The organism is Methanobrevibacter sp. (assembly GCF_017409525.1).
Lineage (GTDB): Archaea > Methanobacteriota > Methanobacteria > Methanobacteriales > Methanobacteriaceae > Methanocatella.
The window spans coordinates 105,301-131,017 of sequence record NZ_JAFQSO010000014.1; the positions used below are offsets into that span (position 1 = coordinate 105,301).

28 protein-coding genes are annotated in these 25,717 nt (G+C 35.8%); 17 read left to right on the forward strand and 11 right to left on the reverse strand.

Annotated elements, in window-relative coordinates; all coding sequences use genetic code 11:
- Nucleotides 1-53 precede the first annotated feature (53 nt).
- Both IJE64_RS08790 and fdhD read left to right on the forward strand, forming a co-directional pair.
- A complete protein-coding gene (locus tag IJE64_RS08790; protein WP_292784906.1) occupies nucleotides 54-1,073 on the forward strand; it encodes an adenylosuccinate synthetase in 1,020 nt (339 codons plus the stop codon).
- A 117-nt stretch (nucleotides 1,074-1,190) separates the two neighbouring features.
- Complete coding sequence (gene fdhD / locus IJE64_RS08795) at nucleotides 1,191-2,021, forward strand: formate dehydrogenase accessory sulfurtransferase FdhD (RefSeq protein WP_292784909.1); 831 nt, start codon at nucleotides 1,191-1,193, stop codon at nucleotides 2,019-2,021.
- A gap of 5 nt (nucleotides 2,022-2,026) precedes the next feature.
- Here the strand turns inward: fdhD and IJE64_RS08800 are convergent, their stop codons facing one another.
- The 3 genes from IJE64_RS08800 to acs all read right to left on the reverse strand — a co-directional run bounded on the left by IJE64_RS08800 (nucleotide 2,027) and on the right by acs (nucleotide 6,128).
- Nucleotides 2,027-2,782 carry a HesA/MoeB/ThiF family protein gene (locus IJE64_RS08800; RefSeq protein WP_292784911.1) on the reverse strand — a complete coding sequence of 252 codons (756 nt, stop codon included), beginning with the start codon at nucleotides 2,780-2,782 and terminating at the stop codon, nucleotides 2,027-2,029.
- 8 nt (nucleotides 2,783-2,790) lie between these two features.
- A complete protein-coding gene (locus IJE64_RS08805; RefSeq protein WP_292784914.1) occupies nucleotides 2,791-3,798 on the reverse strand; it encodes an ATP-binding protein in 1,008 nt (335 codons plus the stop codon).
- 233 nt (nucleotides 3,799-4,031) lie between these two features.
- Nucleotides 4,032-6,128, reverse strand: a complete 2,097-nt coding sequence (gene acs / locus IJE64_RS08810) for an acetate--CoA ligase alpha subunit (protein WP_292784916.1) — start codon at nucleotides 6,126-6,128, stop codon at nucleotides 4,032-4,034.
- Between the two features lie 328 nt (nucleotides 6,129-6,456).
- Between acs and IJE64_RS08815 the strand changes: the two genes are divergently transcribed.
- Nucleotides 6,457-7,377, forward strand: coding sequence for a DUF2121 domain-containing protein (locus tag IJE64_RS08815; RefSeq protein WP_292784919.1), 921 nt, complete (start codon nucleotides 6,457-6,459; stop codon nucleotides 7,375-7,377).
- A 12-nt stretch (nucleotides 7,378-7,389) separates the two neighbouring features.
- Nucleotides 7,390-8,313 carry an MBL fold metallo-hydrolase gene (locus IJE64_RS08820; RefSeq protein WP_292784922.1) on the forward strand — a complete coding sequence of 308 codons (924 nt, stop codon included), beginning with the start codon at nucleotides 7,390-7,392 and terminating at the stop codon, nucleotides 8,311-8,313.
- Here IJE64_RS08820 and aroC read toward each other — a convergent pair.
- On the reverse strand, nucleotides 8,310-9,410 hold the full coding sequence (aroC, locus tag IJE64_RS08825) for a chorismate synthase (RefSeq protein ID WP_292784925.1): 1,101 nt from the start codon (nucleotides 9,408-9,410) through the stop codon (nucleotides 8,310-8,312). The genes IJE64_RS08820 and aroC overlap by 4 nt on opposite strands.
- A 109-nt stretch (nucleotides 9,411-9,519) precedes the next feature.
- Between aroC and hemB the strand changes: the two genes are divergently transcribed.
- Nucleotides 9,520-10,524 carry a porphobilinogen synthase gene (hemB, locus tag IJE64_RS08830; protein ID WP_292784928.1) on the forward strand — a complete coding sequence of 335 codons (1,005 nt, stop codon included), beginning with the start codon at nucleotides 9,520-9,522 and terminating at the stop codon, nucleotides 10,522-10,524.
- Entirely contained in the window at nucleotides 10,521-11,399 is an 879-nt protein-coding gene (locus IJE64_RS08835; protein ID WP_292784931.1) for a triphosphoribosyl-dephospho-CoA synthase, read from the forward strand. The genes hemB and IJE64_RS08835 overlap by 4 nt, the downstream gene beginning before the upstream one ends.
- 21 nt (nucleotides 11,400-11,420) lie before the next feature.
- Here IJE64_RS08835 and IJE64_RS08840 read toward each other — a convergent pair whose 3' ends face one another.
- Nucleotides 11,421-11,861: a C-GCAxxG-C-C family protein gene (locus tag IJE64_RS08840; protein WP_292784935.1), complete on the reverse strand. Its 441-nt coding sequence runs from the start codon at nucleotides 11,859-11,861 to the stop codon at nucleotides 11,421-11,423.
- Nucleotides 11,862-11,959: 98 nt separating this feature from the next.
- Between IJE64_RS08840 and IJE64_RS08845 the strand changes: the two genes are divergently transcribed.
- Together IJE64_RS08845 and IJE64_RS08850 are read left to right on the forward strand one after the other, a co-directional pair.
- The gene (locus IJE64_RS08845; RefSeq protein ID WP_292784938.1) at nucleotides 11,960-13,501 is read left to right on the forward strand and encodes a phenylalanine--tRNA ligase subunit alpha; all 1,542 of its coding nucleotides are present in this window, start codon (nucleotides 11,960-11,962) and stop codon (nucleotides 13,499-13,501) included.
- Nucleotides 13,501-14,274, forward strand: coding sequence for an exodeoxyribonuclease III (locus tag IJE64_RS08850; protein ID WP_292784941.1), 774 nt, complete (start codon nucleotides 13,501-13,503; stop codon nucleotides 14,272-14,274). Before IJE64_RS08845 ends, IJE64_RS08850 begins: the two co-directional genes overlap by 1 nt.
- A gap of 20 nt (nucleotides 14,275-14,294) precedes the next feature.
- Here IJE64_RS08850 and IJE64_RS08855 read toward each other — a convergent pair whose 3' ends face one another.
- The gene (locus IJE64_RS08855; RefSeq protein WP_292784943.1) at nucleotides 14,295-14,987 is read right to left on the reverse strand and encodes a TIGR02253 family HAD-type hydrolase; all 693 of its coding nucleotides are present in this window, start codon (nucleotides 14,985-14,987) and stop codon (nucleotides 14,295-14,297) included.
- A gap of 38 nt (nucleotides 14,988-15,025) precedes the next feature.
- A complete protein-coding gene (locus IJE64_RS08860; RefSeq protein ID WP_292784948.1) occupies nucleotides 15,026-15,706 on the reverse strand; it encodes a DNA polymerase domain-containing protein in 681 nt (226 codons plus the stop codon).
- Nucleotides 15,707-15,883: 177 nt separating this feature from the next.
- On the opposite strand from IJE64_RS08860, the gene IJE64_RS08865 reads away from it, so the two are divergent.
- From IJE64_RS08865 to IJE64_RS08895, 7 genes are all read left to right on the forward strand, one after another.
- Nucleotides 15,884-16,231, forward strand: coding sequence for a hypothetical protein (locus IJE64_RS08865; RefSeq protein WP_292784951.1), 348 nt, complete (start codon nucleotides 15,884-15,886; stop codon nucleotides 16,229-16,231).
- 80 nt (nucleotides 16,232-16,311) lie between these two features.
- Nucleotides 16,312-16,593 (forward strand): hypothetical protein, encoded by a 282-nt coding sequence (locus IJE64_RS08870; protein WP_292784953.1) that lies wholly within the window; start codon nucleotides 16,312-16,314, stop codon nucleotides 16,591-16,593.
- Nucleotides 16,594-16,601: 8 nt separating this feature from the next.
- Nucleotides 16,602-16,838 (forward strand): hypothetical protein, encoded by a 237-nt coding sequence (locus tag IJE64_RS08875; RefSeq protein WP_292784955.1) that lies wholly within the window; start codon nucleotides 16,602-16,604, stop codon nucleotides 16,836-16,838.
- A 194-nt stretch (nucleotides 16,839-17,032) separates the two neighbouring features.
- Nucleotides 17,033-17,407 carry a 30S ribosomal protein S8e gene (locus IJE64_RS08880; protein ID WP_292784957.1) on the forward strand — a complete coding sequence of 125 codons (375 nt, stop codon included), beginning with the start codon at nucleotides 17,033-17,035 and terminating at the stop codon, nucleotides 17,405-17,407.
- 109 nt (nucleotides 17,408-17,516) lie between these two features.
- Nucleotides 17,517-18,536, forward strand: coding sequence for a hydrogenase expression/formation protein HypE (gene hypE, locus IJE64_RS08885; protein ID WP_292784959.1), 1,020 nt, complete (start codon nucleotides 17,517-17,519; stop codon nucleotides 18,534-18,536).
- Between the two features lie 8 nt (nucleotides 18,537-18,544).
- Complete coding sequence (locus IJE64_RS08890) at nucleotides 18,545-18,943, forward strand: RDD family protein (protein ID WP_292784961.1); 399 nt, start codon at nucleotides 18,545-18,547, stop codon at nucleotides 18,941-18,943.
- Between the two features lie 22 nt (nucleotides 18,944-18,965).
- The gene (locus IJE64_RS08895; protein ID WP_292784963.1) at nucleotides 18,966-19,589 is read left to right on the forward strand and encodes a hypothetical protein; all 624 of its coding nucleotides are present in this window, start codon (nucleotides 18,966-18,968) and stop codon (nucleotides 19,587-19,589) included.
- A 32-nt stretch (nucleotides 19,590-19,621) separates the two neighbouring features.
- Here the strand turns inward: IJE64_RS08895 and IJE64_RS08900 are convergent, their stop codons facing one another.
- Together IJE64_RS08900 and cas4 are read right to left on the reverse strand one after the other, a co-directional pair.
- Nucleotides 19,622-20,452 carry a zinc ribbon domain-containing protein gene (locus IJE64_RS08900; protein WP_292784965.1) on the reverse strand — a complete coding sequence of 277 codons (831 nt, stop codon included), beginning with the start codon at nucleotides 20,450-20,452 and terminating at the stop codon, nucleotides 19,622-19,624.
- 49 nt (nucleotides 20,453-20,501) lie between these two features.
- Complete coding sequence (gene cas4 / locus IJE64_RS08905; RefSeq protein WP_292784967.1) at nucleotides 20,502-21,194, reverse strand: CRISPR-associated protein Cas4; 693 nt, start codon at nucleotides 21,192-21,194, stop codon at nucleotides 20,502-20,504.
- Between the two features lie 78 nt (nucleotides 21,195-21,272).
- Here cas4 and IJE64_RS08910 point away from each other — a divergent pair, with 78 nt between their 5' ends.
- A complete protein-coding gene (locus IJE64_RS08910) occupies nucleotides 21,273-22,133 on the forward strand; it encodes a radical SAM protein (RefSeq protein ID WP_292784969.1) in 861 nt (286 codons plus the stop codon).
- A 24-nt stretch (nucleotides 22,134-22,157) separates the two neighbouring features.
- On the forward strand, nucleotides 22,158-23,441 hold the full coding sequence (locus IJE64_RS08915) for a DEAD/DEAH box helicase (protein WP_292784973.1): 1,284 nt from the start codon (nucleotides 22,158-22,160) through the stop codon (nucleotides 23,439-23,441).
- Here IJE64_RS08915 and IJE64_RS08920 read toward each other — a convergent pair whose 3' ends face one another.
- Both IJE64_RS08920 and recJ read right to left on the reverse strand, forming a co-directional pair.
- Nucleotides 23,442-24,245, reverse strand: coding sequence for a winged helix-turn-helix transcriptional regulator (locus IJE64_RS08920; RefSeq protein WP_292784975.1), 804 nt, complete (start codon nucleotides 24,243-24,245; stop codon nucleotides 23,442-23,444). It lies immediately after the preceding gene.
- 61 nt (nucleotides 24,246-24,306) lie between these two features.
- A complete protein-coding gene (gene recJ, locus IJE64_RS08925; RefSeq protein ID WP_292785050.1) occupies nucleotides 24,307-25,716 on the reverse strand; it encodes a single-stranded-DNA-specific exonuclease RecJ in 1,410 nt (469 codons plus the stop codon).
- Nucleotide 25,717 lies beyond the last annotated feature (1 nt).

Genomic DNA, 25,717 nt, shown 5'->3' on the forward strand with positions numbered 1-25,717 from the left:
TATGGAAATTTTATAAAATTTTCAATAAATAATCATTTTAAAGGAGTTATTAAATGACTTGTAGTATTTTAGTTGGTGGAGCATGGGGTGATGAAGGTAAAGGAAAATGTATTACTTACCTTTGTGACGCTGATAAGCCAGATATCATTGCTCGTGCAGGAGTAGGGCCAAATGCAGGGCATTCCGTTGAATTTAATGGAGAGAAGTATGGTTTAAGATTAACCCCATCAGGTTTTGTACATACTGATGCTAAACTCATGATAGGAGCAGGAGTTTTAGTCAATCCAGATGTATTATTTAAAGAATTTGAAGATTTAAAAAAGTATAATGTAAAAGAAAGAATGTGCGTCGACCCTAGATGTGCAATCATCTCACCGAATCATATGGAAAGAGATGTAAATTCAGAACATTTGGCTAAAAAAATTGGAAGTACTGGATCTGGCTGCGGACCGGCAAATTCAGACCGCGTAATGAGAACAATTGATTTAGCCCGTGACATTCCCGAACTTGAAGACTATATCACTGACGTATCCCTTGCAGTAAATGAGGCTATTGATGATGGTGAAGATGTATTCATCGAAGGGTCACAAGGTTTTGCCCTTTCTCTTTATTATGGATCTTATCCGTTTGTAACCAGTAAAGATACTACTGCATCCACCTTTGCTGCTGATGTAGGAGTTGGACCAACTAAAGTCGATGAAGTCATTAATGTATTCAAGTCTTATATTTCCCGTGTTGGAGAAGGCCCGTTCCCAACTGAAATGACTCAAGAAGAAGCAGAAAGCAAAGGCCTTGAAGAATATGGTGTTGTAACTGGACGTAGACGTCGTATTGGTTACTTTGATATGGAACTTGCTAAAGAATCTTGCAGAATCAATGGCGCAACCCAAATAGCTTTAACATGTGTTGACAGGCTGTTCGATTGTGCACGTGTTCAGGACTATAGTGAATTGTCAGCTGAAACCAAAGCTTTCATTGAAGATATTCAAACTGAAACTGGCGTTCCAGTAACTATAATTTCAACTGGTCCTGATTTAAAAGACACTATCGATTTAAGAAAAGAATTGTTATAATTCTTCAATTTAAAGCTCGTATTGTTGAGCTTTCTTTTTTTTAATTTTTTTAATTTTGATTTTTTTGTTATAAACTTAAATATAACAATTGTTAATATTATTAATTGTGTGATATTTATGGAATTTCTAAGACAGAGTGATGTTATTCAATGGAAAGATGGTGAATATAAAACAATTAAAGAAAACAGCGTTGATGATGAATATACTTATTTGTTTATTGATTATTTGCCTCCAAGAAAGTTTTCCACTTATCCAAAAGATTTGAAAGATTTTGCAATCGGATATTGTTTAGGAGAAGGTTTAATTAAAGATTATTCTGATATCGAATCCATCAAATTGGATGGAACAAATGTTCTTGTCACAACAAAACTCACCCACAATCCAGAAGAAGATTTAGAACAGGATGGCATTGTTCAGGAGAGAAAAGGAAACTGTGAACATGCCTGTGTATGTAGATTGCTTGAATATCAGGGGGTAAATTCAGATAATGCCGGAGGAATCAGATCTGAACTAAAAACTATCGAACCCAATACTTCAGAATTAAATATAGATGCAACTCAAATTATTAGGGATATTAAACACCTAACCGATGAAGCTAAGATTTGGCAAAAAACTGCCGGAGTCCATGTTGCACAATTAAAATATGAAGATAACATTATCATACGTGAAGATGTCAGCCGTCACGTTGCTGTTGATAAGGTAATCGGAGCGGCCGCAAAAGAAGGTTATGACTTTTCTAAATCATACATTTCATATAGTGGGAGAATGCCTGCGGACATGTTGATAAAGGTGATACGTGTTGGAATTCCGATAATTATTTCAAATGCCGCACCTGCATCATCAGGAATTGATGTGGCTAGAGCAGGCAATATCACGATGGTCGGTTTTGTCAGAGACAATAGATTTACAGTCTATACTTCTCCGGAACGAGTAAATCTAAAAAAATAGATGGTTTAGAGTTCATCCAGTGAGAATGAACCTAAATCCAATAAATCAAATGTCAATATTTTTGGAGCTACAGTAACCTTTCCAACTCCAGTAATTATTTTATAAGCTTCAAACGCTTCAAGACAACCAATCAGATTTGGAGTAGGTCCAATGACTGGGGGAACGCCTGAAGTTACATTTTTTAAGGCGTCAAATGTTTCTTCATTCAGCTCTTTTCCTAATGATGGCAAGTTGAACATTTCTTCATATGTCTTTTCGCTGTTGGGCAAAAATACTGTAACTTGGCCTAAAGTTCCATGAATTGCACCGTGGATATATGGAATTCCCTTTTCTTTGGCAGCTCTTGATACGATAACTCTTGTGAGAACATTGTCCAGCGCATCGATAACGATGTTGGAATCTCCAATTACCTTATCAATGTTTGTCTGGTCCACATGTTCGTTGAATGTAGTGACATTGACATAAGGATTTATCAATCTTACTTTTTCCTTAGCTACTGCGCTTTTGTCAAGGCCCAAATCAGTTATCAAAGCTAAAGTCTGTCTGTTTAAATTTGATAAGTCAAATGCGTCCTTATCAACTAAAACAAGTTCTCCAATTCCCATTCTTGCAAGCATTTCAATTGTTTCCCCACCAATTCCACCGCAGCCAATGACTGTGATTTTGGCATCTTTAAATCTTTCTTGTTCGCTTCTTGTTACTATGCTCATTTGACGGGAAGCTATTTCCCAATATCCGTCTCCTATGTATCTTGTTGGCATTTTTTCACCTAAATATTTCTTCTAAGTTTTGGCAATATTTCCATAAATTTGTTTAAAGCAATTTCATAAGTTTCTAAATCATGACCTTCAATAAGTCCATCTTCAAATATTGAAATATTTTCAAGTTCAATTTTTTCTCCACTATCAAAAATAACTCCTTTGAGCTGTTTTTTTGTATTTTCAAGGTTTATTGTAAATGGAAGTTGATATGTGAATGAATTGTTTTCATAGTCGATGTCAATGCTTTCATCATCATCGATTTGTGATAAATTTAAAGCGAGTTTTTCAAATCCTTTGCTTTTTAATTCATCATTAATGTTATTATATTTATCATCAATTAATAATTCATTTACTTTATCTACTTCAATAATACCAAGTTCTCCTAAATCTCTAACTTTGACGATTTCACAATCAGTGTTTGCCGAGATATAGTTTTCACAATAGCTGATCCTTTCGATTTTTTCAGGGGTAATCTGCATATTTGTCGGAATTCTAGTTGCAAGGCAAGTTGTTGATTTGGAGTATGGAATATTATTGTCATTTAAATATTTGTGTATCTCTTTGGAAGTTAGTTTCGCTTCAATGAATGGAGTTTTAAAGTTCTTTTCATATGTTATAAGAATTCCCGGCCTGTCAATTACCAGATCACTAATGTTATTTCCATCGCAAATAAAGTCAAAGCCATTTTCACTGGCAATCTCTTCAATTTTTGAATACATTAGGTTTCTGCAATTGAAGCACCTTTTTGAATCATTGCTTAGGAAATATTCATAATCATTAAAGTCAATTCCGAATATTTCATGTTTTATTCCAAATGATTGTGCAAGTTTTTTAGTATTTTCAACAAATCCTTTCGGCATCAATTGATTATCTATAGTTATGGCCAATGTGTCTTTTGCTACTTGGGAAGATAGATACCCTATTAATGTAGAATCGGCACCGCCTGAAAAACCAATAACTACTTTTTTGTCCTTTAAAATATCTTTTACAATATTAATTTTCTCTTCTAGGTTCATTCTATCCTCTTTAAATATTCAATGACAACATTTAAATCAAGTTAACTATATCTAATATGTTTGATTTTAAGGTTTATTAAATAATATATCTGAAAAATACATTGTTCTTAAATTTTATATAACAATAGTTATTTTTCATAAATAAAAGTTATGTAGTATTATGATATAAATGTTTTGAAAGTATATTAAATTGGATAAAAAATAAAAAAAGAGATAATTTCTCATTAGAGAAATTATAATTTGATCTTAATATCGAGTGCACTTGAACCTTCTTCATAAACGAAGATTGGGTTAATATCTAACTCGGTAATTTCTGGGAAGTCTAAAGTTAATCTTGCTACCCTTTTGATAGCTTCTTTAACTTCTTCTATATCACAAGGTGCTTCTCCTCTGTATCCTTCAAGTAATTTGGACACTTTAGTGCTTTCAATTTGCTCATCAATTTCCTGTGAGGATAATCCTTTTGCTAAATTGAAGGACACGTCTTCAATGAGGTTTACATAGATTCCACCCATACCGAATGCAATCATCGGTCCAAATTGCTTGTCTTTGATCATACCGACAATCACTTCTTCGCCGGAATCCATCATCTTTTGAACTTCCACGCCGTCCGGTATGATATCTGGATGTGCAGCTTTTGCATTTGCAATGATTTCATCATATGCAGCTTTCGCTTCATCTTCTGTTTCGATTCCTACCTTTACACCGCCAATGTCTGATTTGTGTAAAATTTTATCGGATGCGATTTTAAGCACGACTGGAAATTCCATTTCACGGGCAAGTTTGGCCGCTTCATCAGCACTGGTTGATAACTTGATTGGTGCTGCTGAGATTCCATATGCTTCAGCTACAGCGTAAGCTTCACTACCAAGTAAGGTGTCTCTTCCATCTGCAGTTACTTTTTCGAATATTGCTTTTACAGCATCCTTATCGACGTCATCGATTTTTTCAACAACATCATCATACTGTCTGGCAGGCAATTGTGCATATCTTGTCATTGCTTCAAGTGCGGTTACTGCAGTTTCCGGGAATACATAAGTTGGAACGCCGTTTGCTCTTAAAGCTTCATTTGCAGCTTCAAATGATGGTCCTCCCATATTTACAACGATAATTGGCTTGTCAAATTCTTTTCGCTCTTCAAGTATTGCCTGTGCAATTCCATCAGGGTCGGCTGATGCAGTAGGACAAACCATAATGATTAGACTGTCAACATCCTCATTTGCAAGTACGATTTCTAAGGATTCTTTGTATCTGCTTACTGGTGCATCACCCAATACGTCAATAGGGTTTTTAGCACTACCTTCATCTGTAACGCATTCTTTTAGTCTTGCTGTAGTTTCTTCGTCAAATTGAACAAGTTGCAAACCTACTTTTTCCATTGCATCTACGGTGAGTACTCCTCCACCACCTGCATTAGTGATAATGGCTACATTATCTCCTTTTGGAAGTGGTGCTTTGGAGAATGCTAAACCTAAGTCAAATAACTCTGCCATAGTTTCCACACGCATGATTCCAGATTGTCTAAATGATGTATCAAATGCCAAATCACTGCCTGCAAGGGCTCCGGTATGTGATGATGCGGCTTCTGCTCCAGCACTGCTTGAACCAGATTTAAGGATAATGATTGGTTTTTTAACAGCTGTTTCTCTCATTGTTCTTACAAAGTCTTCATCATCTGAGATAGATTCAAGATAACAGATGATTACGGCAGTTTCATCATCTTCTGCCAAGTATTGTAACAATTCAATTTCGTTTACGCCTGCTTTGTTACCTAAACTAATTACTTTACTGAATCCAATACCTGATGTCACACTCCAGTCAATAATTGCAACCATCATTGCTCCACTTTGTGAAATGAATGCAATGTTTCCTGTTGGAGGCATCATCTGTGAGAATGATCCATTTAAAGGAGTGTGGGAATCGGTAATTCCTAAACTGTTTGGTCCGATAATGTTAATTCCGTATTCTTCACCAAGTGCTGTTAACTCAGCTTCTAATTTAGCTCCTTCTCCGCCTATTTCCTTAAATCCTGCGGTAATTACTACCATGTTTTCAACGCCTTTTTCACCACATTCTTTAACGGTAGGGTTTACAAATGGGGAAGGAATTGTTATGATTGCTAAATCGACATCTCCAGGAATTTCAGTTATGTTCTTATATGCTTTTTTACCTAAAATCTCTCCACCTTTTGGGTTTACTGGATATATTTCGCCTTCAAACCCATCATTGATGAGATTATCAACAATAATGTATCCTACTTTTCCAGGGGTATTGGAAGCACCAATGACCGCCACGGATTCAGGTTTAAACATTCTTTCGAGGTCTTTCATAAGTTTTTCTCCTTATAATTTTTGTTAACATTATTTATATTTATAATGATAAATAATTAACAATTATTATAATTATATTTATTGTTATATTGAATATTTAAATATATTGTTTAAACATCATTCTAAATTCTTATTAAATAAATTCCATGCTTGTTTATTCTTTTTTATATTAATTGAAATATTTAATTTGGTATAATTAAAAATTGATTTTAATAATTTTTTCTTTTAAAACAGTTTTTCGGTTAAACTATTTAATAGATGATTAATATAATTATATAATAATTAATAAATTTTTGATATTTTAAAATATCTAATTAGGGGAATATTAATGAGCTTAATTATTGCTTACATAGGTAAAAAAGGATGTGTGATGGCTGGAGATAAAAGAAAGATTGGATACTTTGGTGATAAAAAGAATTTAGAAATTTTAGAAAAAGAATTGTATGATGGAACTATAAAAGATGATGATGAGTTTCAAAATAGGGCCGGCGAATTGGGGATTTCTCTCAAAATTACTGATGATGCCAGCAAATTAAAAATTGTTGGAAATACAGTAAGGGGCGAAGTAAGTACCAAAGGAACTTTTGAGACAAAACGCAGAAGAATATACGGAACAACTAATGGTTATCAAATTGTTGAATTATTAGGTTCCGAGACAAAATCACGTAATTCTGGAGAAAAAGGCATAATCATTTTTGGAAACAATTATGCAAAACAATTGGCTCAAACTCTCATTCAAAGAAAATGGAAAGCTAGTCAAAGTTTGAAATACATGGGGGAAGTATTCGAGGATATTTTGGCCGAAGTCGCTTCTAAAACACCAACAGTCGGTGATAAGTTTGACACATTGCTTCAACAGCCTAAATATGATGCTTCCGAAGCTCAAAGACACCTTAATGTGACAATTGATAATGACATTAAGGTATTGGTTAAATTCAGACAGGAATTGACAGAACAGTTAGTTCAGCAAAATATCGCAATTGACATGGCCAATAAAATCATTGAAAAAGGTGAAGTAGGTAAAGTTGTTTCCGTTGATGGAAACATGCTCTTTGTCCAGCTTAATGATAAGACACAGGCAATGGATGGAAATTGGAAACAGAAGGCGGCGCCTGGTCAAAATGTATTGATGTTTACTGATAATGGTGATGTTAAAATTGGGGATAAAGTTATCATCGAAGATGAGAACCTTTGCCTTAAAAAAGATAAGTCACCTCTAAAATGCGATATAATTTTATGTTCATTGTGATCGGGGATTTAAATGAAGATAACATTTTTAGGTAGTGGAGGTGGAAGATTTTCCGCCATTTCACAGCGAAGAATGACAGGGGGATTCCGTATTGATAATTTGGGTGGAAAAAATTATCATATTGACCCAGGTCCAGGAGCTCTCGTGAGGTCTTATCAGTTCGGTTTTGATCCTCGTAATTTAAGCGGTGTTTTCATCACTCATGCGCACACTGATCATTATAATGATGCAGAAATTCTTATTGAAGCCATGACTAGGGGAATGACAAGAGAATTCGGAACTATATTTGGAAGTTCAAGTGTTTTGGATGGTTTTGAATCTTGGGGTCCTTGCATATCAAAATATCACCAGTCAAAGTCTAATAGGGTACTTTTAGAACCTGGCAAAACTGTTGAATTAGATAACATTAAGGTTAAGGGCACTAAAACAGAACATGGTGACCCAACTGGCTCTGGTTTTCAGATAGATTATAATGGATTTAAAGTTTCATACACTTCTGACACTGGATACTTCGATGAGTTGCATGAGTATCATGATGGTTCCGATATTTTGATAGCCAGTGTTTTAAGGCCGGGCAACAAATCAATCAATGGGCATATGTGCACTCGCGATTTCATAGATTTAATCAATGAAGTGAAACCAAAAGTTGCTGTAATGACTCATTTGGGTTTAAAAATGATTTCAAACAATCCTGTCACTGAAGCCAAGAAGATTTCAAAACAGACTGGCGTTAAGACTATCGCCGCATTTGACGGATTGTCTTTTAATGTAAATTACAACAACCCTAGGAGATTCAGAATTATTTCTCTAAAGGATGTGGATTCTCCAAGTCACAGCACTAATCATAAGATGTTTAAAAATGAGAGGAGAAACTCCTATCAATTGGCTTTTAAGCATAATGAATTTGATGAAGTTTCATTCATGAAGAAACGTTAGATCTGTTTTTCCAAGTTTGTTGGATGGATGAATCCTGAGCGAATCATATGGTCTGCAAGGATAATTGCAGTACTTGATTCGGCTACTGCTGTCACTCTTGGACAGATGCAGGGGTCATGCCTTCCTTTGATTTCTATTTTTTCATTTTCCATTTTTTCCAGATTAACTGAATCTTGACATTTGGAAATTGATGGCGTTGGTTTTACTGCAATTCTTGAAATTATTGGCATTCCATTGCTCATTCCGCCAATAATTCCTCCAGAATTGTTCGTTTTGGTAGTGACATTACCATTTTCAATTTGGTATTCGTCGTTGATTTCTGATGCGGTTTTGTTAGCCACATCAAATCCAAGTCCGATTTCAACGCCCTTGACAGAACCGATGTTCATTAAAATTCTTGCAAGGTCACCATCAAGCCTTTCAAAGACAGGCTCTCCAAGACCTTTTGGAACTCCAGCAGCTATTGTTTCAACAATCCCGCCAATTGAATCTCCTTGCTGTTTTTTATCTAATATGAGCTCTTCCATTTTTTCTGCCGCATTCAGGTCAGCGCAGCGAATTGGATTTTTTTCAACATTTTCTTTAATGGTATTAAAATCTTGAGGCTCTGATTTAATGTCTCCAATTTGAACTACATGTGATATGATTTCAATATTTTGTGTTTCTAAGAGCTTTTTGGCTATTGCTCCTCCGATAACGTGCCCTATAGTTATTCTACCGCTGCCTCGACCTCCTCCATTGTAGTCGTAGTTGCCGTATTTGCTCATCCATCCAAAATCTCCATGGGATGGGCGGGGGGTGTTTTTAAACATGGAATAATCTTTGGAGTGCTGGTTTTTATTGAAAATTACTCCTGCAATAGGTGTCCCGTCAGTTTTCCCTTCAAAAATTCCAGAAAGTATTTCCACTTCATCTGCTTCTTTTCTAGGAGTGGTAACACTACTGGTTCCAGGTTTTCTTTTATCCAGTTCTTTTTGGATATCTTCAGCACTCAATTCAAGATTGGCTGGACATCCGTCAACAATGGCTCCAACAGCTTTTCCGTGGCTAGCTCCAAAACTTGTTATTTTAAATTTTTCTCCAATTGAATTTGACATTTTTAGCCTCTTTTTAATAACTAATTGCATTATATATTTTTTAAATTATATATATTTAGTAAAAATTTTAAATAATTTCAAAATCAAAATTATTTATTAAGTGATAATTATGGAATTTCCAACTACAAGAATGAGAAGATTAAGGAAAAATGCTAAAATCAGAGATATTGTACGCGAAACCAAACTTCAAAAAGAAGATTTGATATATCCGATTTATTTTAAGGAAGAGCTTCAGGAAATGGAAAAGGAAGAAATTTCATCCCTTCCAGGTGAGTTCAGATATTCTCTTGATGCAGGCGTTGAATTTGCAAAGCAACTTGAAGATAAAGGCTTAAAATCTATTATTGTCTTTGGAATACCGAAAGAAGAAACAAAGGATGAAATAGCCTCTCCAGATTATTCCGCAACAGGCATTGTTCAAAAAGCCATCAGAAAGCTTAAAAAAGAGACTAATTTGGTTGTTATCAGTGACGTATGCTTATGCCAGTACACTTCTCATGGACATTGTGGTATGATTAGGGAAAATGACGATACTGATGACGGAATCGAAATATTGAATGATGAATCACTTCCATACATTGCAAAGGTTGCCTTGTCTCATGCGGAAGCTGGAGCAGACATTGTTGCACCTTCAGACATGATGGACGGCAGAGTTGGAGCCATCAGGCAAACCTTGGATGATGAAGGATATGAAAATGTAATGATTATGTCCTATTCGGCCAAATATGCATCAGCATTTTATGAACCGTTCAGGGTTGCGGCCTGTTCATCACCTCATTTGGGCGATAGGAAATCCTATCAGATGGATCCTGGAAATTCCTTAGAAGCAATCAGGGAGTGTGAACTTGATGTAATTGAGGGAACCGACTTTTTGATGGTAAAGCCTGCACTTCCATACTTGGATGTTGTACGCATGGTCAGAGATGAGTTCATGTTGCCTCTTGTTGCATATAATGTGAGTGGAGAATATTCCATGATTATGGCAGCCATCGAAAAAGGATTTTTAACTGAAAGAGCTATTTTGGAATCTTTGCTTTCAATCAAAAGAGCTGGAGCAGATTTAATTATCACTAACTTTGCACCTTACCTGCTTTTCAACGAGTTGATAGAATGAAAGCATCTGAAATTGCAAAAATCGCACAAATCGCTTCTGCACTGGAAGTAAGTGGTTATCCAAAACCGGGTAATGTCCACAGGACCCGTGATTATGATGATATGGAGTTTGAAGACTTTGTAATCAGTGGGATTGTAATTGGTGACACCATTCGTGAAGCGTGCACGGATGTCGATATTGAAAATCCAAAATTGGGTAAATACATCCTGCAGGCAGTGGCTGAAACAGACAGGTGGATTAAGAATAACACCAACCTTGGTATTGTAATGATGACAACCCCTATTGCTGTTGCAGCGGCCATAAGTGATGATTTTGATGAAATAAGGGAAAACATTAAGTTGCTGATGTCTAAAACTTCTGTTGATGATGCATGTGATTTGTATGATGCGATAAACATCGCCGATGCCGGAGGAATGGGAGACCAGGATGAATATGATGTGGCCAGTGACAATGCAAAAAAGGAGTTGAGGGACAACAATCAGACAATGTTTGATGTTTTGAAAATCTCCGCTCCATGGGATATGCTGGCCCGCGAGATGACTTCAGACATGCCCGCCGTTTTTGAAATTGGCTATCCCACATACCATGAACTGAAGCAGGAGAAGTCCCAGAATGATGCCTGCGTTTTGACATTCCTTACAATATTGTCACAGGTTCCAGATACATTGATTTCTAGAAAATATGGTTCGGATGAGGCATTGAAAATCTCCATGATGACAAGGGATTTGCTTAACTTAAGAGATGAGCCAGATTTTGACGAAAGACTTAAGGAATTCGATGATTATCTATTCAAAAACAAGTATAATCCTGGAACCACAGCTGATTTGACAGCAGCATCAATCTTTGTTAGCTATCTGAAATCAAATTTTGAATAATGTGTTTGATGGAATAGTAATCTATTCCTCATTAATTATTTCTTTTGTAATTTTTGAAGCCGATTCAACCATTTTTGGGCAAAATTCTTTAAATAAATGGTTTTCAACGGCAAATTTTACTCCTACTTGTGTTGTAATATCACAATTAAGTAATTCATTGCAGATGTATGACCCGTTTTCTTTTTTAAATTCATCTAAAAATCTTTCACAGGATTCATCACTTTTGGCTTTATTTTCACCAAATTTTAAACCTAAAGCCATTAAAGCACCAGTGCACGCTCCACAAACTTCTCCTTTTCGCATTCCACTTCCAAAACATGCTCCAATTTTTAAAGCTTGTTTTTTTTCAAGCCCTAAATTAGGTGAAAATGCTGCAAATACTGCTTGCGAACACCTGTAACCATTTTTAAATAATTTGATTGCTTCGTTAATTTCACTCATAATTAATATTTTTTTAATCATATTAAATTAATTTATTTTTTTGATTTTAACATCATATTTATAAATAATTTCAAACATATATTATGATATTATTAAATCTTAAAATATATGGTGTTTAAATGAGTGAGGATATTAAAAAAACCATTAGTGAATTACATATTTATGAAAAGAAACTTCTAAAAGAGCTGGAGGCCAATCCGGAAGCGACTCCAGAAGAAATTGCCGAAAATTGTGATATGAATATTAAGGCTGTCATGAGTGCTGCAGGTTCTCTTGCATCAAAGGACATAATTGAAGTTGACAAGAAGGTTCAGGAAACATATTCCTTAACAGATGACGGGCTGGAATATGCCGAGCATGGGCTTCCAGAACGTAGGATATTGAACGTTTTAGCCGATAAGGACCAAATTGAAATGAAAAACTTGGCTGAGGAAGCGGGCATTGATAAAAAAGAGGCAAATATAGCAATTGGATGGTTGCGCCGTAAAAATTGGGCTCAAATCGAAAAGGGTTCTGTAATCATCACAGATTTTGGTAAAGATTTCGTATCCAAAATTGATGTTGATGAAAAGGCATTGGACTACCTCAAGGCTAATGTTGATGGAGTCAAACTTTTCACTGATGACATAATGGATGGTTTTAAAAAGTTAACAGGTAGGAAAAACATTTTAAACGTAAAAAAAGAAACCTCACATTCTTTTAAACTACTGCCTAAAGGTGAAGCCATACTTAAGGAAGGGTTCACCATTCAGGAGCAGGCCACTCAATTAACACACCAGCAATTAAAAGATGGAGAATGGAAAAGTTTACAGTATCGTCCTTATGACATTAATGCTGAAGCACCAATAGTATTTGCAGGTAAAAAACATCCTTTAAGGGTCATCATTGATGAAATAAGAGAAATCTTTTTGAATATGGGCTTTTCAGAGGATAATGGAGAATTTGTCGAATCAGCATTCTGGAACTTTGATTCACTTTTCCAGCCACAGGATCATGCTGCCCGTGAAATGCAGGACACATTTTATCTTAAAAATCCATTAACCTGTGATTTACCTGATGAAAAATTAGTAAGGCTCACAGCCGAAACCCATGAAACCGGTGCGGATACAGGTTCAATCGGTTGGAAATATGATTGGAGTGAGGACATTGCACGCCAGAGTGTTTTAAGAACTCATACAACTGGAATTTCAACAAAACACTTGTTTGAACATGAGCCTCCAATCAAGATGTTTTCTGTCGGCAGGGTATTCAGAAGAGAAACTTTCGATTACAAACACTTGCCAGAATTCCATCAGGTTGAAGGACTTGTATGTGATGAAGGAATCAGCTATCAAAATCTTTTAGGAACCTTAAAGGAGTTCTATAAAAAATTAGGTTTTGAAGTAAGATTCAGACCTGCTTATTTCCCTTACACTTATCTGTCTACTGAAACCGAAATCTATTTGGAGGAAAAAGAAAGTTGGATTGAACTTGGAGGTGCTGGAATGTTCAGGCCAGAAGTATTGAAACCTCTTGGAATCAACCAACCTGCTTTGGCTTTCGGTTTGGGTATTGAAAGATTGGCTATGATAAGATATGATGTGGAAGATATTCGTATGCTTTATAAAAGCGATATCAAATGGCTTCGCGAGTTGCCTGTTGATAATGGAGTCGAATTATAATGTCAATTAAGCTTGTTTCTTGGAATGTAAACGGCATAAGGGCAGTTTCAAAAAAGGATGAATTTTGGGATTGGTTCGAAAATACTGATGCTGACATTATCAACTTTCAGGAAGTAAGGGCCGATAAGGATAAGATACCAAAGAAATTAGCTGATGTTGACGGTTTTTGTCAATTTTTCAATGAAGCTGAAAAGAAAGGATATAGTGGTGTAGGAACTTACTCTAAAATAGAGCCTGTTGATGTTTCCAAAGGCCTTGGAGTTGAAGGCCTTGATGGGGAAGGAAGGGTCTTAAAAATCACATATCCTGATTTTATTTTATACAACATATATTTCCCGAATAGTGGAATGAATGCAAAAAGACTTGATTTTAAGGTTGATTTCTGCAATGCTTTATTGAGTCAGTTGGTGGAGCTTAAAAATCAAGGCAAAAATTTGGTAATTACTGGAGATTATAATATTGCTCACAATCCGATAGATGTTTATAATCCTAAGAATTGTGAAGGAAAATCAGGTTATCTGCCGGAAGAGAGGGCATGGCTTGATGAGCTTGAAAATGAGGGTTTTGTTGATACATTCAGAATGTTTGATGAAGGCGAGAATAACTTTACATGGTGGAGTTATAGGACCCGTGCACGTGAAAGAAATGCCGGTTGGAGACTGGATTACTTTTATGTGAATGAAGAGATGAAAGATAATGTAAAAGCAGCTGAAATTTTATCTGACATTTATGGCTCTGATCACTGTCCTGTAACTTTAGAGCTAGAATTTTAAAAAAATAGTTATTTTGGTGATTATAAAATAGTATTAATATCACCAATATCTTCAATAATGGTAATGTCCAATTTTTCTTTTTTTATGTATTCTCGGTCCTCTTCAGTAACATCGGAATTAACTAAAATTGCACTTAATCCGGCATTGACTGCACCTAATGCATCAGCTTTAAATTTATTTCCAACCATTACCGATTTTTCAGGATTTCCGTTCATTTTCCTTAGCGCAACATCATAAATCAGTTTTTCGGGTTTTTCTCGGCCTACTTCTTCAGATGTTATGACTGCATCGAAAAATGAGTTGATGTTAAGTCTTATAAGTTTTTCCCATTGTTTTATTGTGATTCCATTTGAAATAACGGCTAAGCGATATCCTTGGCTTTTAAGGTAAATTAATGTGTCAAGTGTTTCCGGAAACGGCCTTAAGAGAGCCATTTTGACGTTGTGGTATGTTGTCATTCCAAGCGCTACGAGCATAGGATCTTCATGGCCTAAAACAACCTGTGTCAATACATTGAAGTGTTTGCCGTAATTGGATCCTTTTTCACGAATTATTGTTTTTAAAACACCGTATGCTTCATCCTTATCTAATGGCAGGCCATTATCAACCATTATTCCAATTGCCGCTTTTCTGGCGGTTTCGGCAAAATTGCTGGTGTCAAGCAATGTGCCATCTATATCGAAAAAAACAACACGGTCATCATTGTTCATCATATAAATCTTATTATAATCTTATAGTTATTTAAATTTTTTTAGAAAAATGCATCTAGACTTTGCTGAACTTCTCCACGTGCCATGTCCTGGAGGTCTTTTTTGGAATATCCAAATGCATTCATGATCCTTTCAACGGCAGGAATCAATTGATTGTTGATGTAATAATCCTTGTCATATGCATATCCATCACTATACTCGTAAGGAACCGCTCTTTGGCTAATTGAACCTTTTCCCTTAACGATAATGTACTGGATGATGGTGCCCCTTGTCACTTTAATGCCATGGTCCTCAATTTTTTTTGCAGCAACGACATGTGGGCCGACCTGTTTGTATTGGTCAAGCGGCTTGGTGATTTGTGTGTGGATAATCAGTTCCTTATTGTCAACTTCTCCATTTTTAATCCTTTTTAAAACTTTCTTTATGGCTTTGATAGCTTTATCAGAATCCCCTTCTTTTAAAATAGCCATTAAAATTTCTTCTTGTGTTTTTTTAACAATTGGAGCCCAGTCTCTTCTAACCAATTCCAATCCTTTTGCAATTATTTCTCCATCTTCAATAACTGCATATCTTTTTTTGCTTACAAAAAATCCTCTTCTGTAAAATCCCTCATATTCCAGTTCCATACTTTCCGGAAGGGTTGAGTTAAGGTAAGTAATAAATTTTTGAGCTTGTGCTTTAATTTCAGCTTCAAGTTCTAATTGTTCTGGGCTTTCTTGCATTTTCACACCTTGTTCATATATTATTTTTATGGCTTTATATCTTTTTTCTTAATCAAAGTCAATTTTATTGTCTGGATAGTGTATTATTCACTTATTAAACTTCAAATATTACTTTTCAAATGCTCTAGGACATTTTATATATTGTATTCAAAGTATAGTATGTATGGAGTTGATAACATGGAAAAACAAAGATTGATATCAAGTTATGATGAGGTAAACGATACATTTGTAGGTAAAATTGATGGGCAAAACGGATATTGTGCTGATTACAGCATTTCAGAAGGGATTTTTTTAAGCATAGACAAAAACAATATTCCGACTTCCGTTTTAGTCAACAATGCTTCAAAAGTGTTCAACATCTCTAAAAAAGTTTTGGAAAATTCCAATGTTGAAATTGACATTAATTGTGACAAAATCTGCCTATATTTCACAATGTTCATTGAAAATCTGCAGATTTGTTCTATTAGATGTAAAAACAAATATGGAATTCCAAATATCAGTTTTAAAATAGATAGTAACTATTAGTTACTTTCTATTTGACTAACTTTAAATAAGATTAATAATAAAATGTGAAGTGTCCTAATATAAAAATAGGGGATGATGTTTTGACCAATCGAGATGTTAATGTTAAACCGGGAGATGAGATTGTTATTGTCTTGCCGGAAAGTGCAATGGAAGATGATGAAATAGAAATAAATCTTGATGAATTAGGTATTGACTTAGAATCACTGGGTGAAGAGGTTAATATTGTCATTCAAATTGAAGGTGAAGATATCGACGATGATTTTATATTGGATGAGGAAGAAGAGATTGCAGAACCAAATGAATGGTATTTTAATGATGATCCGTATAAAATTGTCTATTATGAGTTTCCAGATTTTGATTAGGTGTGTTTATGGAAAAGATTCCTTATTATGTTTTTGATGAAGACGAACAGTCTCGCCCCATGGGCATGGATGGTGAAGCTTACATTGATGATGAAGAATTGAGGGTATTGTTGATAGATTTGCTGGGCGAAGATGTTAGCGAAGATGAAATTCAGAAAATTTTAAAGGCGGCTTCTGATGAAGATATTTCTGAGGAAGATTTTGATAAGTTGGTTGATGATTTTATTTTGAAAAATAAATCCTGATTTTCCCTAATTTTTAGCTAAAAATAAAACATTTATATATAATGATAAAGTAATATTTTATTATCATTATTCTTTAAGGCTCTTTTTTGCTCTCAAAAATTAAGCTATTTATTATCTTGCATATAGTTTTAATTGAAAAGAGGCTTATTGACTGCGATTATTATATTATTAATTTATATTTATTAGGTGAAATAATGGCAATTTCTCAAGGAAAATCAACTAGAAGTCCATCCGGTGCAAGAAATGTTGCAAACCGTGGAAAAAGAAAATCTGAATTAGGCAGAGACCCTGCTGAAACCAGATTAGACGAAAAAAAATTAAGGAAAATCAGAACCCGTGGCGGAAATGAAAAGCTCAGATTAGCTTCTGGTGATAAAATCAACGTCACTGATGCTAACGGTAAAACCCAAGTTTTAGACATTCTTGGAGTAATTGAAAACACCGCAAACCCTAACTACGTAAGAAGGAACATCATTACTAAAGGGGCTATTGTGGAAACTCCTGAAGGTAATGCCAAAGTGACCTCCAGACCAGGTCAAGACGGTGTTATTAACGGAATTTTAATTTAAAGATTTTCATCTTTAAACTCTCTTTTTTTTTAAATTTTTTAGTATTACTTAATAATTATATACTTGTTTTAACATAGATATTATATTGATAATTTGTTTAGGAGATATAATGTCAGACGATAAAATTAGTATGAATCATGGTGCTGGTGGTGAAGTGATGGCTAATTTGATTGCTAGCACTGTTTTAGATAATATCACTAAAAAGAGCGTAAATGGTGGTATTAGTTTGGATGCATTGGATGATGGAGCATCTATTCCAATCGATGATTGGGAAATTGTTGTAACAACTGACGGCCATACTATTGATCCGTTATTTTTCCCTGGGGGAGACATTGGCAGAATTTCTGCAGCAGGAACCATTAATGATGTTTCTGTAATGGGTGCACGTCCATTGGCTATTTCTAATGCGATAATCATGCAGGAAGGATTTCCTATAGATGATTTGGATAAGATTATGAAATCCTTAAACGAAACCTGTCAGGAAGTTGATGTGGCCGTAATTACTGGTGACACTAAAGTGATGCCTCAAGACAAGCTTGAAGGTATTGTTATGGTAACCACTGGTGTCGGGATTGCCAAAAAAGGAGAAGTAATTCGCGATTCAACTTTAAAAGTGGGCGATAAGATTATTGTCACCGGCAGTTTGGGTGACCATGGTATGAGCTTGATGTCATTTAGGGAAGGTTTCGGTTTTGACACTGATTTGAAATCTGATGTGGCTCCTATGTGGAATATTATCAAGAAAGCTTTAGATGTTGGGGGAGTTACTGCTATGAAAGATCCTACTCGTGGTGGTTTTGCAAATGCCATCAATGAAATGGCTTCAAAAGCAGGTGTTGGAGTTGTTTTAGAGCAAACTGCAATTCCTATTAGGGAAGAGGTTCATGCAGTATCTGAAATGTTAGGTATTGACCCATTTGAAGTAGCTAACGAAGGAAAGGTTGTGATGGGAGTTAAGGCCGATAAGGCTGAAGAAGTCCTCGATGCAATTAAAAGCGAAAAATATGGTGAAAATGCAGCAATAATTGGAGAAGTAGTAGAAGGAGACTATGTTGTTGTAAACACTCCTATTGGTGGTGAAAGAATTCTTGAAGCCCCTATTGCAGATCCAGTTCCTAGAGTTTGTTAGGTGATAGAATGGTAAGTTTTTTCTCAAGAAGAATTATTGCTTATATCTTAGATTTCTTTGTTGTCTCCGCAGTGATGTGGATTTTAGCATTTTTATTATCTTTAGTATTCAGTCCTTTGGATATTAATTACGTTTATGGGGCATTCCCATATATAGCTCCGATTTTAGGATTCGTTTACTTCGTATTCCTTGAAAAAACTAAAGGCGCAACCATTGGTAAGGCAATAATGTATTTGGAAGTTAGGTCTAGAAATGGGGCTCATATTAATTGGCCACAGGCAATTGTTCGAAATTTAACCAAAATCTATTGGATACCTATCTTATTTGATTGGCTTATTGGCAGGTTTATGAATACAGATAGATTATTTGGAAAGATAACAAAAACTGTAGTTGTTAATATGGCTTAAATGGCTATTTTTTTTGATTAATATGATTAAAAAAGTTCAAGTCCTTTGGTATCTAAATAAGGAAGATTTGGAAAATTATTGCATTGACTTTAAGGAATATAAGTCTCATAAGCTTGATGGCTATGAGATTTGTGATGTTGATGAGGACTTGATTTTTGATTTGTGTGATAGGGATCCGGATAGATTGGAGCCTCTAGGTTTTTTTAAAAATAAAAAAGAAATTGAAAACTATTTGTCTGATACTATCACAAATAACGAGTTTGACTTGGAGATTGGGTCTCCCGAACTTGAAGACAAGATAAAAAAAGCACAAGCCAATATCGAGTTTTCAGGTGAAGACTACTATATCTCCATTGATGATGGTGCAAAAATTGCCAGCTGGTTTGATTCATTAAGGAGAGAATACAATAGTTCATCTGAAGACAATATGTGGGTTTTGGCCGTTACAGGTTACGACCCTTATGATTTGTCTTTGACCGGCAGGACCTTGTCATTTGTTTTAGCGGATATCTTGAACCTAAACGAATCGTCACTTGATAATATGATTCCAAATAAAGGGCATATCACTGTTGATGAATGGAATGAAATTTTGGATAAGGTGTATAAGAAAAACAAGATTTATTTAGGTTTAAATAGGGTTGTTTAATGTATTCAACGAACCCTATAATCACCATAGTATTAAATAGATCCTTTATATGCTCTGTATATGTAGTAAAAGTCTATAAATAAGATTGCAATCCATATAAAAACGAGTATGTTATTATGGTGTATTAATGAACGATACATGAGCAATAATGTAACTCCTAAACCCGCTATTCCATAAAGTAATTTTCCTTTGTTTGGAGGGGTTTTATATTGCGCCTGAGGCAGGTTTTGGAAATCTGCAGCAGTGTTAACGGCTATGAATTCTTTAGCAGCTTCACAATTTGATGTTATAACAATATATCTGTTCAACTGTGTGTAGATAAGTGTGTATGATGTCACATTGCCTGTTTTTTCCTGCATGTATACTTCAACACCGTTTATGGTAGTTTTACTCATTCCATTGCGTTCACCATTTCTTCTAACGAATTCGTCATCAACGAAGGCATTCTCATATGTGGCAACGTCAATGGTTACGACTTCATCTTTTCTCTGGTATATGTGTTTATATACGTTTGCGCCACTGGACTTTCTGTATTGGTTATCCTCCTTTGAAGTTTGGAAAAACCCATTTGGCAGATTGAATCTTACTCCTCCGACAGTGGTGGAGTTATAGCTTTGAGAGTTGGTTGGAGGTGCTGTCATGACTTTTGCAGTTGCAGTGACCTCGCTTCCGCATGTTCCGCAGAATTTTGTACCTTCTGGTAAGTCTGCTCCACATTTTGGACATTTGTTGTCTGATTTGGATGATTCTTGGGTTTTTGGAATGTTTGAAACATCGCTTCCGCATGTTCCGCAGAATTTTGAGTCTTCCAGTATGTCTGCTCCGCATTTTGGACATTTTAAGTTTGTTTGTTCTGCCGGCATTTTATTCACCTTATTTTATGGTCGTATTTAAATTTTGTTTTATATTGTATTATATTTTTTTGTAGTGTTCACAGTAGCGTTTGTACCTGCAGGAGTTGCATTTGTTCGGATTTTTTGTTGGAATAAACGGTTTTGATCCATCAAACAAGCCGTGCATTCTATTGATTGTGAATTTGATTTCCTTTTCAATTTCTGGAGTGAATACCTCAATCCAGAATAGGTTGCTTGTTCCGCGCTCCCTTAGTGCCGATTTGATTTTTCTTTTATCATTTGTCATGCTTTTGAATGCAAGACTGTAGGCTCTCACCTGGTTCATTGTGGATTGGTATGGTGTACGTCCAGGCTTGTCATCGATTATGACAATCTCATCGGGTTTCATCCAGATTTCATCGATATATCCTCTGATTCCGAACTCTGGAGCAACCACAAAGCATTCTCTTGACATGGATGCGGTCTCTTTAGACGCTTCAACGGCATCTTCAAAGGTTGAAGGTGTCGAATCCTTTTTGAAAATGTCTTCAAGCTGGTTGTGGATTTCACTGCCGTGTGTCATTTCGGGAGTTGGTGCAGTTTCTATGCCCTTCATGTATTCAAGATATAGCTGGTATTCGCAATATCCTTGCTGGTTGAGCCAACTAATGGGGAAATTATTTTTGCCGTCTATTATTTGAAGGCCTTTGATGGAAGGGTGTTGTTTAATTTCATGTTCTGTTTCATATCCGGTAATGTTTTTTTGTTGCATGATTTTAATCTGTAATTTATAATACTTAACATATGCTCTAGGAAGCCTTTTATATATTGATTTCGATAAACTAGATTCATGCACTATTCTACCGCAAAAAGCATCTTGTCCAAAAATAATGGGATGAATCTCTATAGGGGTTGCAGCCATGGCTGCATCTACTGTGATTCCAGAAGCAAAATCTATGGAATGGATCATGAATTTGAAGATATTGAGGTTAAAGAGAACTCTTTGGAGCTTTTAAAAAAGGAACTCAAAAAGAGAACCCCTTCCATGATTGGAACCGGTGCAATGACAGACCCATATGTTCCATTGGAAAAAAATTTGAAATATGTAAGAAACGCTTTGAAGCTAATTAATGATTACGGTTTCGGATTCACTTGCATTACAAAATCCGACTTGGTTTTAAGGGATTTGGATTTGCTTAAAAAAATCAATGAAAAAACGAAAGCTGTCGTGCAGATGACACTGACAACTGCAGATGATGATTTGTGCGGCATTTTGGAGCCGAACGTTTGCCCCACTTCAAGGCGTGTGGAAGTGCTTGAAAGGCTAAATCAAGAGGGGATTCCCACTGTCGTGTGGCTGTGTCCAATTTTGCCCTACATTAATGACAGTGAAGACAACATTAATTCCATTCTGGATTATTGCATCGAATCTGAGGTTAAGGGCATAATATGTTATGGAATGGGCTTGACTCTCAGAGAGGGCAATCGTGAGTATTATTATGAAAATTTAGATAAGCATTTCCCTGGCTTAAAAGAGAAATACATTAGGGAATATGGGAATAGCTATTCAATCCCATCCTCTCGGGATAAAAAATTGATGGATATCTTTAAAAGGAGAACTTCCCAAAACAGCATCATGAATAACCCTAATGAGATTTTTAAGTATCTGCATGAATTTCCGCAGAAAACCTATCAGACTAAATTGATTTAAATATCTGTTTTTTTATATATTAATATGATGAATTTTGAGGATTTTGATATTTCAGATGACATTCTAAAAGCTATTGGTGAGATGGGGTTTAAAAAATCGACTCCAATTCAAAATAAGGCGATTCCAATAGCACTGAAAAATATGGACATTACGGCTCAGGCTCACACTGGAAGCGGAAAGACTTTTGCTTTTTCGATTCCCGTTCTTGAAAAGATTTTCATTCCTGACAAATCTCCTCAAGCTATCGTTTTATGCCCGACACGGGAATTATGCATGCAGGTTGCCGGTGAAATTGATAAGCTGGCCAAATATGTTAAGAAACTTAAGGTTTTAGCTGTTTATGGCGGTCAACCGATTGGAAAACAAACCAGGGTATTGAAAAAGGGAGTTCATATAGTTGTCGGAACTCCTGGCCGTGTAATTGACCATATCCAAAGGGGCAATCTGGATTTGATTGGGATAGAGACTGTTGTTTTGGATGAAGCTGATGAAATGCTTGACATGGGTTTTAGGGAGGATATTGAACAGATTTTAAATGCTTCTCCTCGCCAGAGGCAAACACTACTTTTCTCAGCGACAATTCCTCAGGAAATAAGGAAAATAGCTAAAAATTATCAAAACAATCCAAAATTTATAAAAATTGAAAACAAAAAGAAAAACATTCCTAAAATCAAGCAATACTCTTTTAAAACTAACCATGAGCATAAGTTTGATGATTTATGCAAGCTATTTGATATTTATGGCATAAAATCAGCATTGATATTCTGCAATACCAAAAAAGGTGTTGATTTTGTTTTTAAAAATTTAAAAAAGAATGGTTATTCCTGTCAGGCCTTGCACGGTGACATGACCCAAAAGACAAGGGATAAGGTAATGAATAAATTCAGAAACGGTAATGTTGACTTTTTGGTTGCAACGGATGTTGCCGCCCGTGGTTTGGATATCCTGAATCTGGATTTTATAATTAATTATGATGTTGCCCAAAATCATGATGCATATATTCACAGAATTGGAAGAACCGCTAGAGCAGGTGGTTCCGGATATGCATTGACTTTGGTTACTCTTCAGGATATCCCTGCTTTTGATAACATTAAAAGGCAGAACAAGACGGGCATTGAAGAGAAAAGGATCCCGACAGATGAGGAAATCGAAGATATCAAAAATAATCTGGTTATGGATGAGGTTAAAAATTCGGTTAGGAATGGTGATTTGGAAAAATATATTAAAATAATAAAAAAGAATTCATCTTCAGATTTAAGCAGTGAAGAAATAGCTGCCGCATTATTAAAGAGAGTGAGGGAAAATTAGTTATTTCCCGCCATCAATAATGTTGTATTTGATTTTTTCGTTTTCAAGTTCGCGTGTGAATGCCTTGCTCATATCCCCAACGCAGATTGCAAGCACATTCAATCCTTTGCGTGCTGCATTTGCAGTTGCTTGGGGTGCGGCATATTCAATATCCAAAGGCAAACCCAGTTTTTTAACCACTGCACGGGAAACGGTTCCTGCAACGGCAACCTTATCTATTGCTTCGCCGGTGTTGGTTCCGTTATCATAAACGTTTTTAATCAGGTCTAAATCGCATGCTTTGGATCCGCCATCTTTGATTGTTGGCACATTAATGACGGTGACTTCGCCCACGGTCATGTCTATAAGTCCTGTAAGATTGCTTAAGGCAACATCCATATTTTCTTCAGCATCTTCCAAGACTATGCCTGTTGCATTTTCTTCTTTTTTATGAGCATATAAGACTCCATCTTCCATAAAAAGACCAACAAGTTCATCTTTTTTAAGGTCTTCTTTGGCAATTGCCGGCCAGATTGTTTTATAGTGGTTCATGGTTTCCAAAACAGAATCTGAATATTTCCTTAAGCTTATAGCATCTTTTTTAACTTTGTCGATGCCTGATTGAGTTATTTTATAAGGGGACCTGCCATCCTTGGATGTGATGTATCCCTGTTCAATTAAAGTTTTAATGTTTTCTGAAACAGCCTGTATTGTAATTCCCAAAGTATTAGCCAAATCTTTTTGTTTGAGGTGAGGGTCTTGTTTTGATATTTCACTCAATATTTGAAAATGTGTAAGCGCACCTCTTTTTTTAAATGCTTTCATGATATTCATTCCTCAATTTAAATTGATATGTTTTATATTTTTAATTTATCTTATATAAATATTAGTTTGTTAATTTTCCAGTTAATTCCTCGTTAAATCGTTCAATGAATTCTGATTTTTTATCAAGTGGAATGTAGGCACCGCATGCCATTGCGTGGCCTCCGCCAGTTCCTCCGACTTCCGATGAGATTTCACGGATAATGCTTCCAAAATGAATTCCGTCATATGAAAGCAGTCTGGAGCACCTGAGGGAAACCTTCAGGCCATGTTCATCAGTTTGCGTAAATCCTATGATTGGCTTTTTCCAGTTGCAGTGTCCTAAAATCATGCCTGTTACTGTTCCGACGATTTCTGGTTTGATTCCTGTCCCGTCAAAATATTGCAGGTTTTCCATTTCAATGATGTTTGCCTCATCATTTTCAGTAATTTTAGATATTGATGTGGCCAAGTTGTATCTGTGGGTTTTGCTGATTGCTTCAAGCTGGTCCAATGCTTCAATCCTATCTCCTTTTAAAACTTCCATGGCTACAATTTCTTCACGGTTCCTTCCGCATGCATTCATGGCAGTTGAGAACTCGGAACCGTCCCTTAAAAAGCTGGTTTCGTCTTCATTGAGAAATGTGTATGAATCTCCGATTATTAATTGAGGAATGTATCTCACATATTTTCCGGGAACCACTTTTGAGATCATCTCAACAAGCCTTTGGAAAAGCCTTCCTTTCTCTTCCATTGTCAGCTCATTCAATGTTTTCCTGTTGTGCTTCTCGTCGATTCCCAATTCTTCTAGAATGGCCATGGTTTCTGCAGTGTTGTTTGTGATTGGCAGTTTAACGTCACTGAAATAGGAAAGGGCGACGAATAGCGGTCTTGTGTTCCTTCCATAGATGTTAATGTCATTTTTGGTAACTTCAAGATAACCTTCATCGATTGCATCCTGTTGAATGATTTCATTCAATCCTTCAAAATGGCCTGTTTTTGTATTCTGCATATCTCCGATGGCTGATAGGACTCCAATCCAGCTCAAATCCTTATATCCAAATTCTTTTGCAAGAAAATAGCATAGTCCTCCGCCGCAAACGTAATATGATCCGTCAATTCCATGATGCATTGGGTTGATTTCCAGGTAAGTGTAATCTTTGCCCTCATTATAGTCAAGGTCTCTTAAGGGAGGGTGGTGGTCCAGAATGATGATTTTTTGCCCTTTTTTGGCATTGGTGTCGACACGTTGGCCTGAACCCAAATCGGAAAATATCGTAAGCTCATGATTTAGTTCGATATCATCCAGGACATCCAAATTGACAAATTCGATTTCATGGGTCTTATTTTGTCTGTCAAGTGTGGTTGATAATATTGCACCTGAACAGATTCCGTCGCAGTCAATGTGGGAATATATCTTGATGTCTTCGGCATTTTCTATGATTTCACATGCTTTCCAGTACTGTTCGTGCATTAATGGTGGTATCTGCATAATA

Coding starts and splice junctions, on each gene's coding strand:
- IJE64_RS08865 (WP_292784951.1), top strand. CDS start 15,884: ATGGAAAAACAAAGATTGATATCAAGTTATGATGAGGTAAACGATACA.
- IJE64_RS08915 (WP_292784973.1), top strand. CDS start 22,158: ATGATGAATTTTGAGGATTTTGATATTTCAGATGACATTCTAAAAGCT.
- IJE64_RS08805 (WP_292784914.1), bottom strand. CDS start 3,798: ATGAACCTAGAAGAGAAAATTAATATTGTAAAAGATATTTTAAAGGAC.
- IJE64_RS08855 (WP_292784943.1), bottom strand. CDS start 14,987: ATGATGAACAATGATGACCGTGTTGTTTTTTTCGATATAGATGGCACA.
- IJE64_RS08815 (WP_292784919.1), top strand. CDS start 6,457: ATGAGCTTAATTATTGCTTACATAGGTAAAAAAGGATGTGTGATGGCT.
- IJE64_RS08820 (WP_292784922.1), top strand. CDS start 7,390: ATGAAGATAACATTTTTAGGTAGTGGAGGTGGAAGATTTTCCGCCATT.
- IJE64_RS08920 (WP_292784975.1), bottom strand. CDS start 24,245: ATGAAAGCATTTAAAAAAAGAGGTGCGCTTACACATTTTCAAATATTG.
- IJE64_RS08845 (WP_292784938.1), top strand. CDS start 11,960: ATGAGTGAGGATATTAAAAAAACCATTAGTGAATTACATATTTATGAA.
- IJE64_RS08840 (WP_292784935.1), bottom strand. CDS start 11,861: ATGATTAAAAAAATATTAATTATGAGTGAAATTAACGAAGCAATCAAA.
- aroC (WP_292784925.1), bottom strand. CDS start 9,410: ATGTCAAATTCAATTGGAGAAAAATTTAAAATAACAAGTTTTGGAGCT.
- IJE64_RS08900 (WP_292784965.1), bottom strand. CDS start 20,452: ATGCCGGCAGAACAAACAAACTTAAAATGTCCAAAATGCGGAGCAGAC.
- acs (WP_292784916.1), bottom strand. CDS start 6,128: ATGAAAGACCTCGAAAGAATGTTTAAACCTGAATCCGTGGCGGTCATT.
- hemB (WP_292784928.1), top strand. CDS start 9,520: ATGGAATTTCCAACTACAAGAATGAGAAGATTAAGGAAAAATGCTAAA.
- IJE64_RS08835 (WP_292784931.1), top strand. CDS start 10,521: ATGAAAGCATCTGAAATTGCAAAAATCGCACAAATCGCTTCTGCACTG.
- IJE64_RS08800 (WP_292784911.1), bottom strand. CDS start 2,782: ATGCCAACAAGATACATAGGAGACGGATATTGGGAAATAGCTTCCCGT.
- IJE64_RS08890 (WP_292784961.1), top strand. CDS start 18,545: ATGGTAAGTTTTTTCTCAAGAAGAATTATTGCTTATATCTTAGATTTC.
- hypE (WP_292784959.1), top strand. CDS start 17,517: ATGTCAGACGATAAAATTAGTATGAATCATGGTGCTGGTGGTGAAGTG.
- IJE64_RS08790 (WP_292784906.1), top strand. CDS start 54: ATGACTTGTAGTATTTTAGTTGGTGGAGCATGGGGTGATGAAGGTAAA.
- fdhD (WP_292784909.1), top strand. CDS start 1,191: ATGGAATTTCTAAGACAGAGTGATGTTATTCAATGGAAAGATGGTGAA.
- IJE64_RS08875 (WP_292784955.1), top strand. CDS start 16,602: ATGGAAAAGATTCCTTATTATGTTTTTGATGAAGACGAACAGTCTCGC.
- IJE64_RS08880 (WP_292784957.1), top strand. CDS start 17,033: ATGGCAATTTCTCAAGGAAAATCAACTAGAAGTCCATCCGGTGCAAGA.
- IJE64_RS08860 (WP_292784948.1), bottom strand. CDS start 15,706: ATGCAAGAAAGCCCAGAACAATTAGAACTTGAAGCTGAAATTAAAGCA.
- IJE64_RS08910 (WP_292784969.1), top strand. CDS start 21,273: ATGCACTATTCTACCGCAAAAAGCATCTTGTCCAAAAATAATGGGATG.
- IJE64_RS08895 (WP_292784963.1), top strand. CDS start 18,966: ATGATTAAAAAAGTTCAAGTCCTTTGGTATCTAAATAAGGAAGATTTG.
- cas4 (WP_292784967.1), bottom strand. CDS start 21,194: ATGCAACAAAAAAACATTACCGGATATGAAACAGAACATGAAATTAAA.
- IJE64_RS08850 (WP_292784941.1), top strand. CDS start 13,501: ATGTCAATTAAGCTTGTTTCTTGGAATGTAAACGGCATAAGGGCAGTT.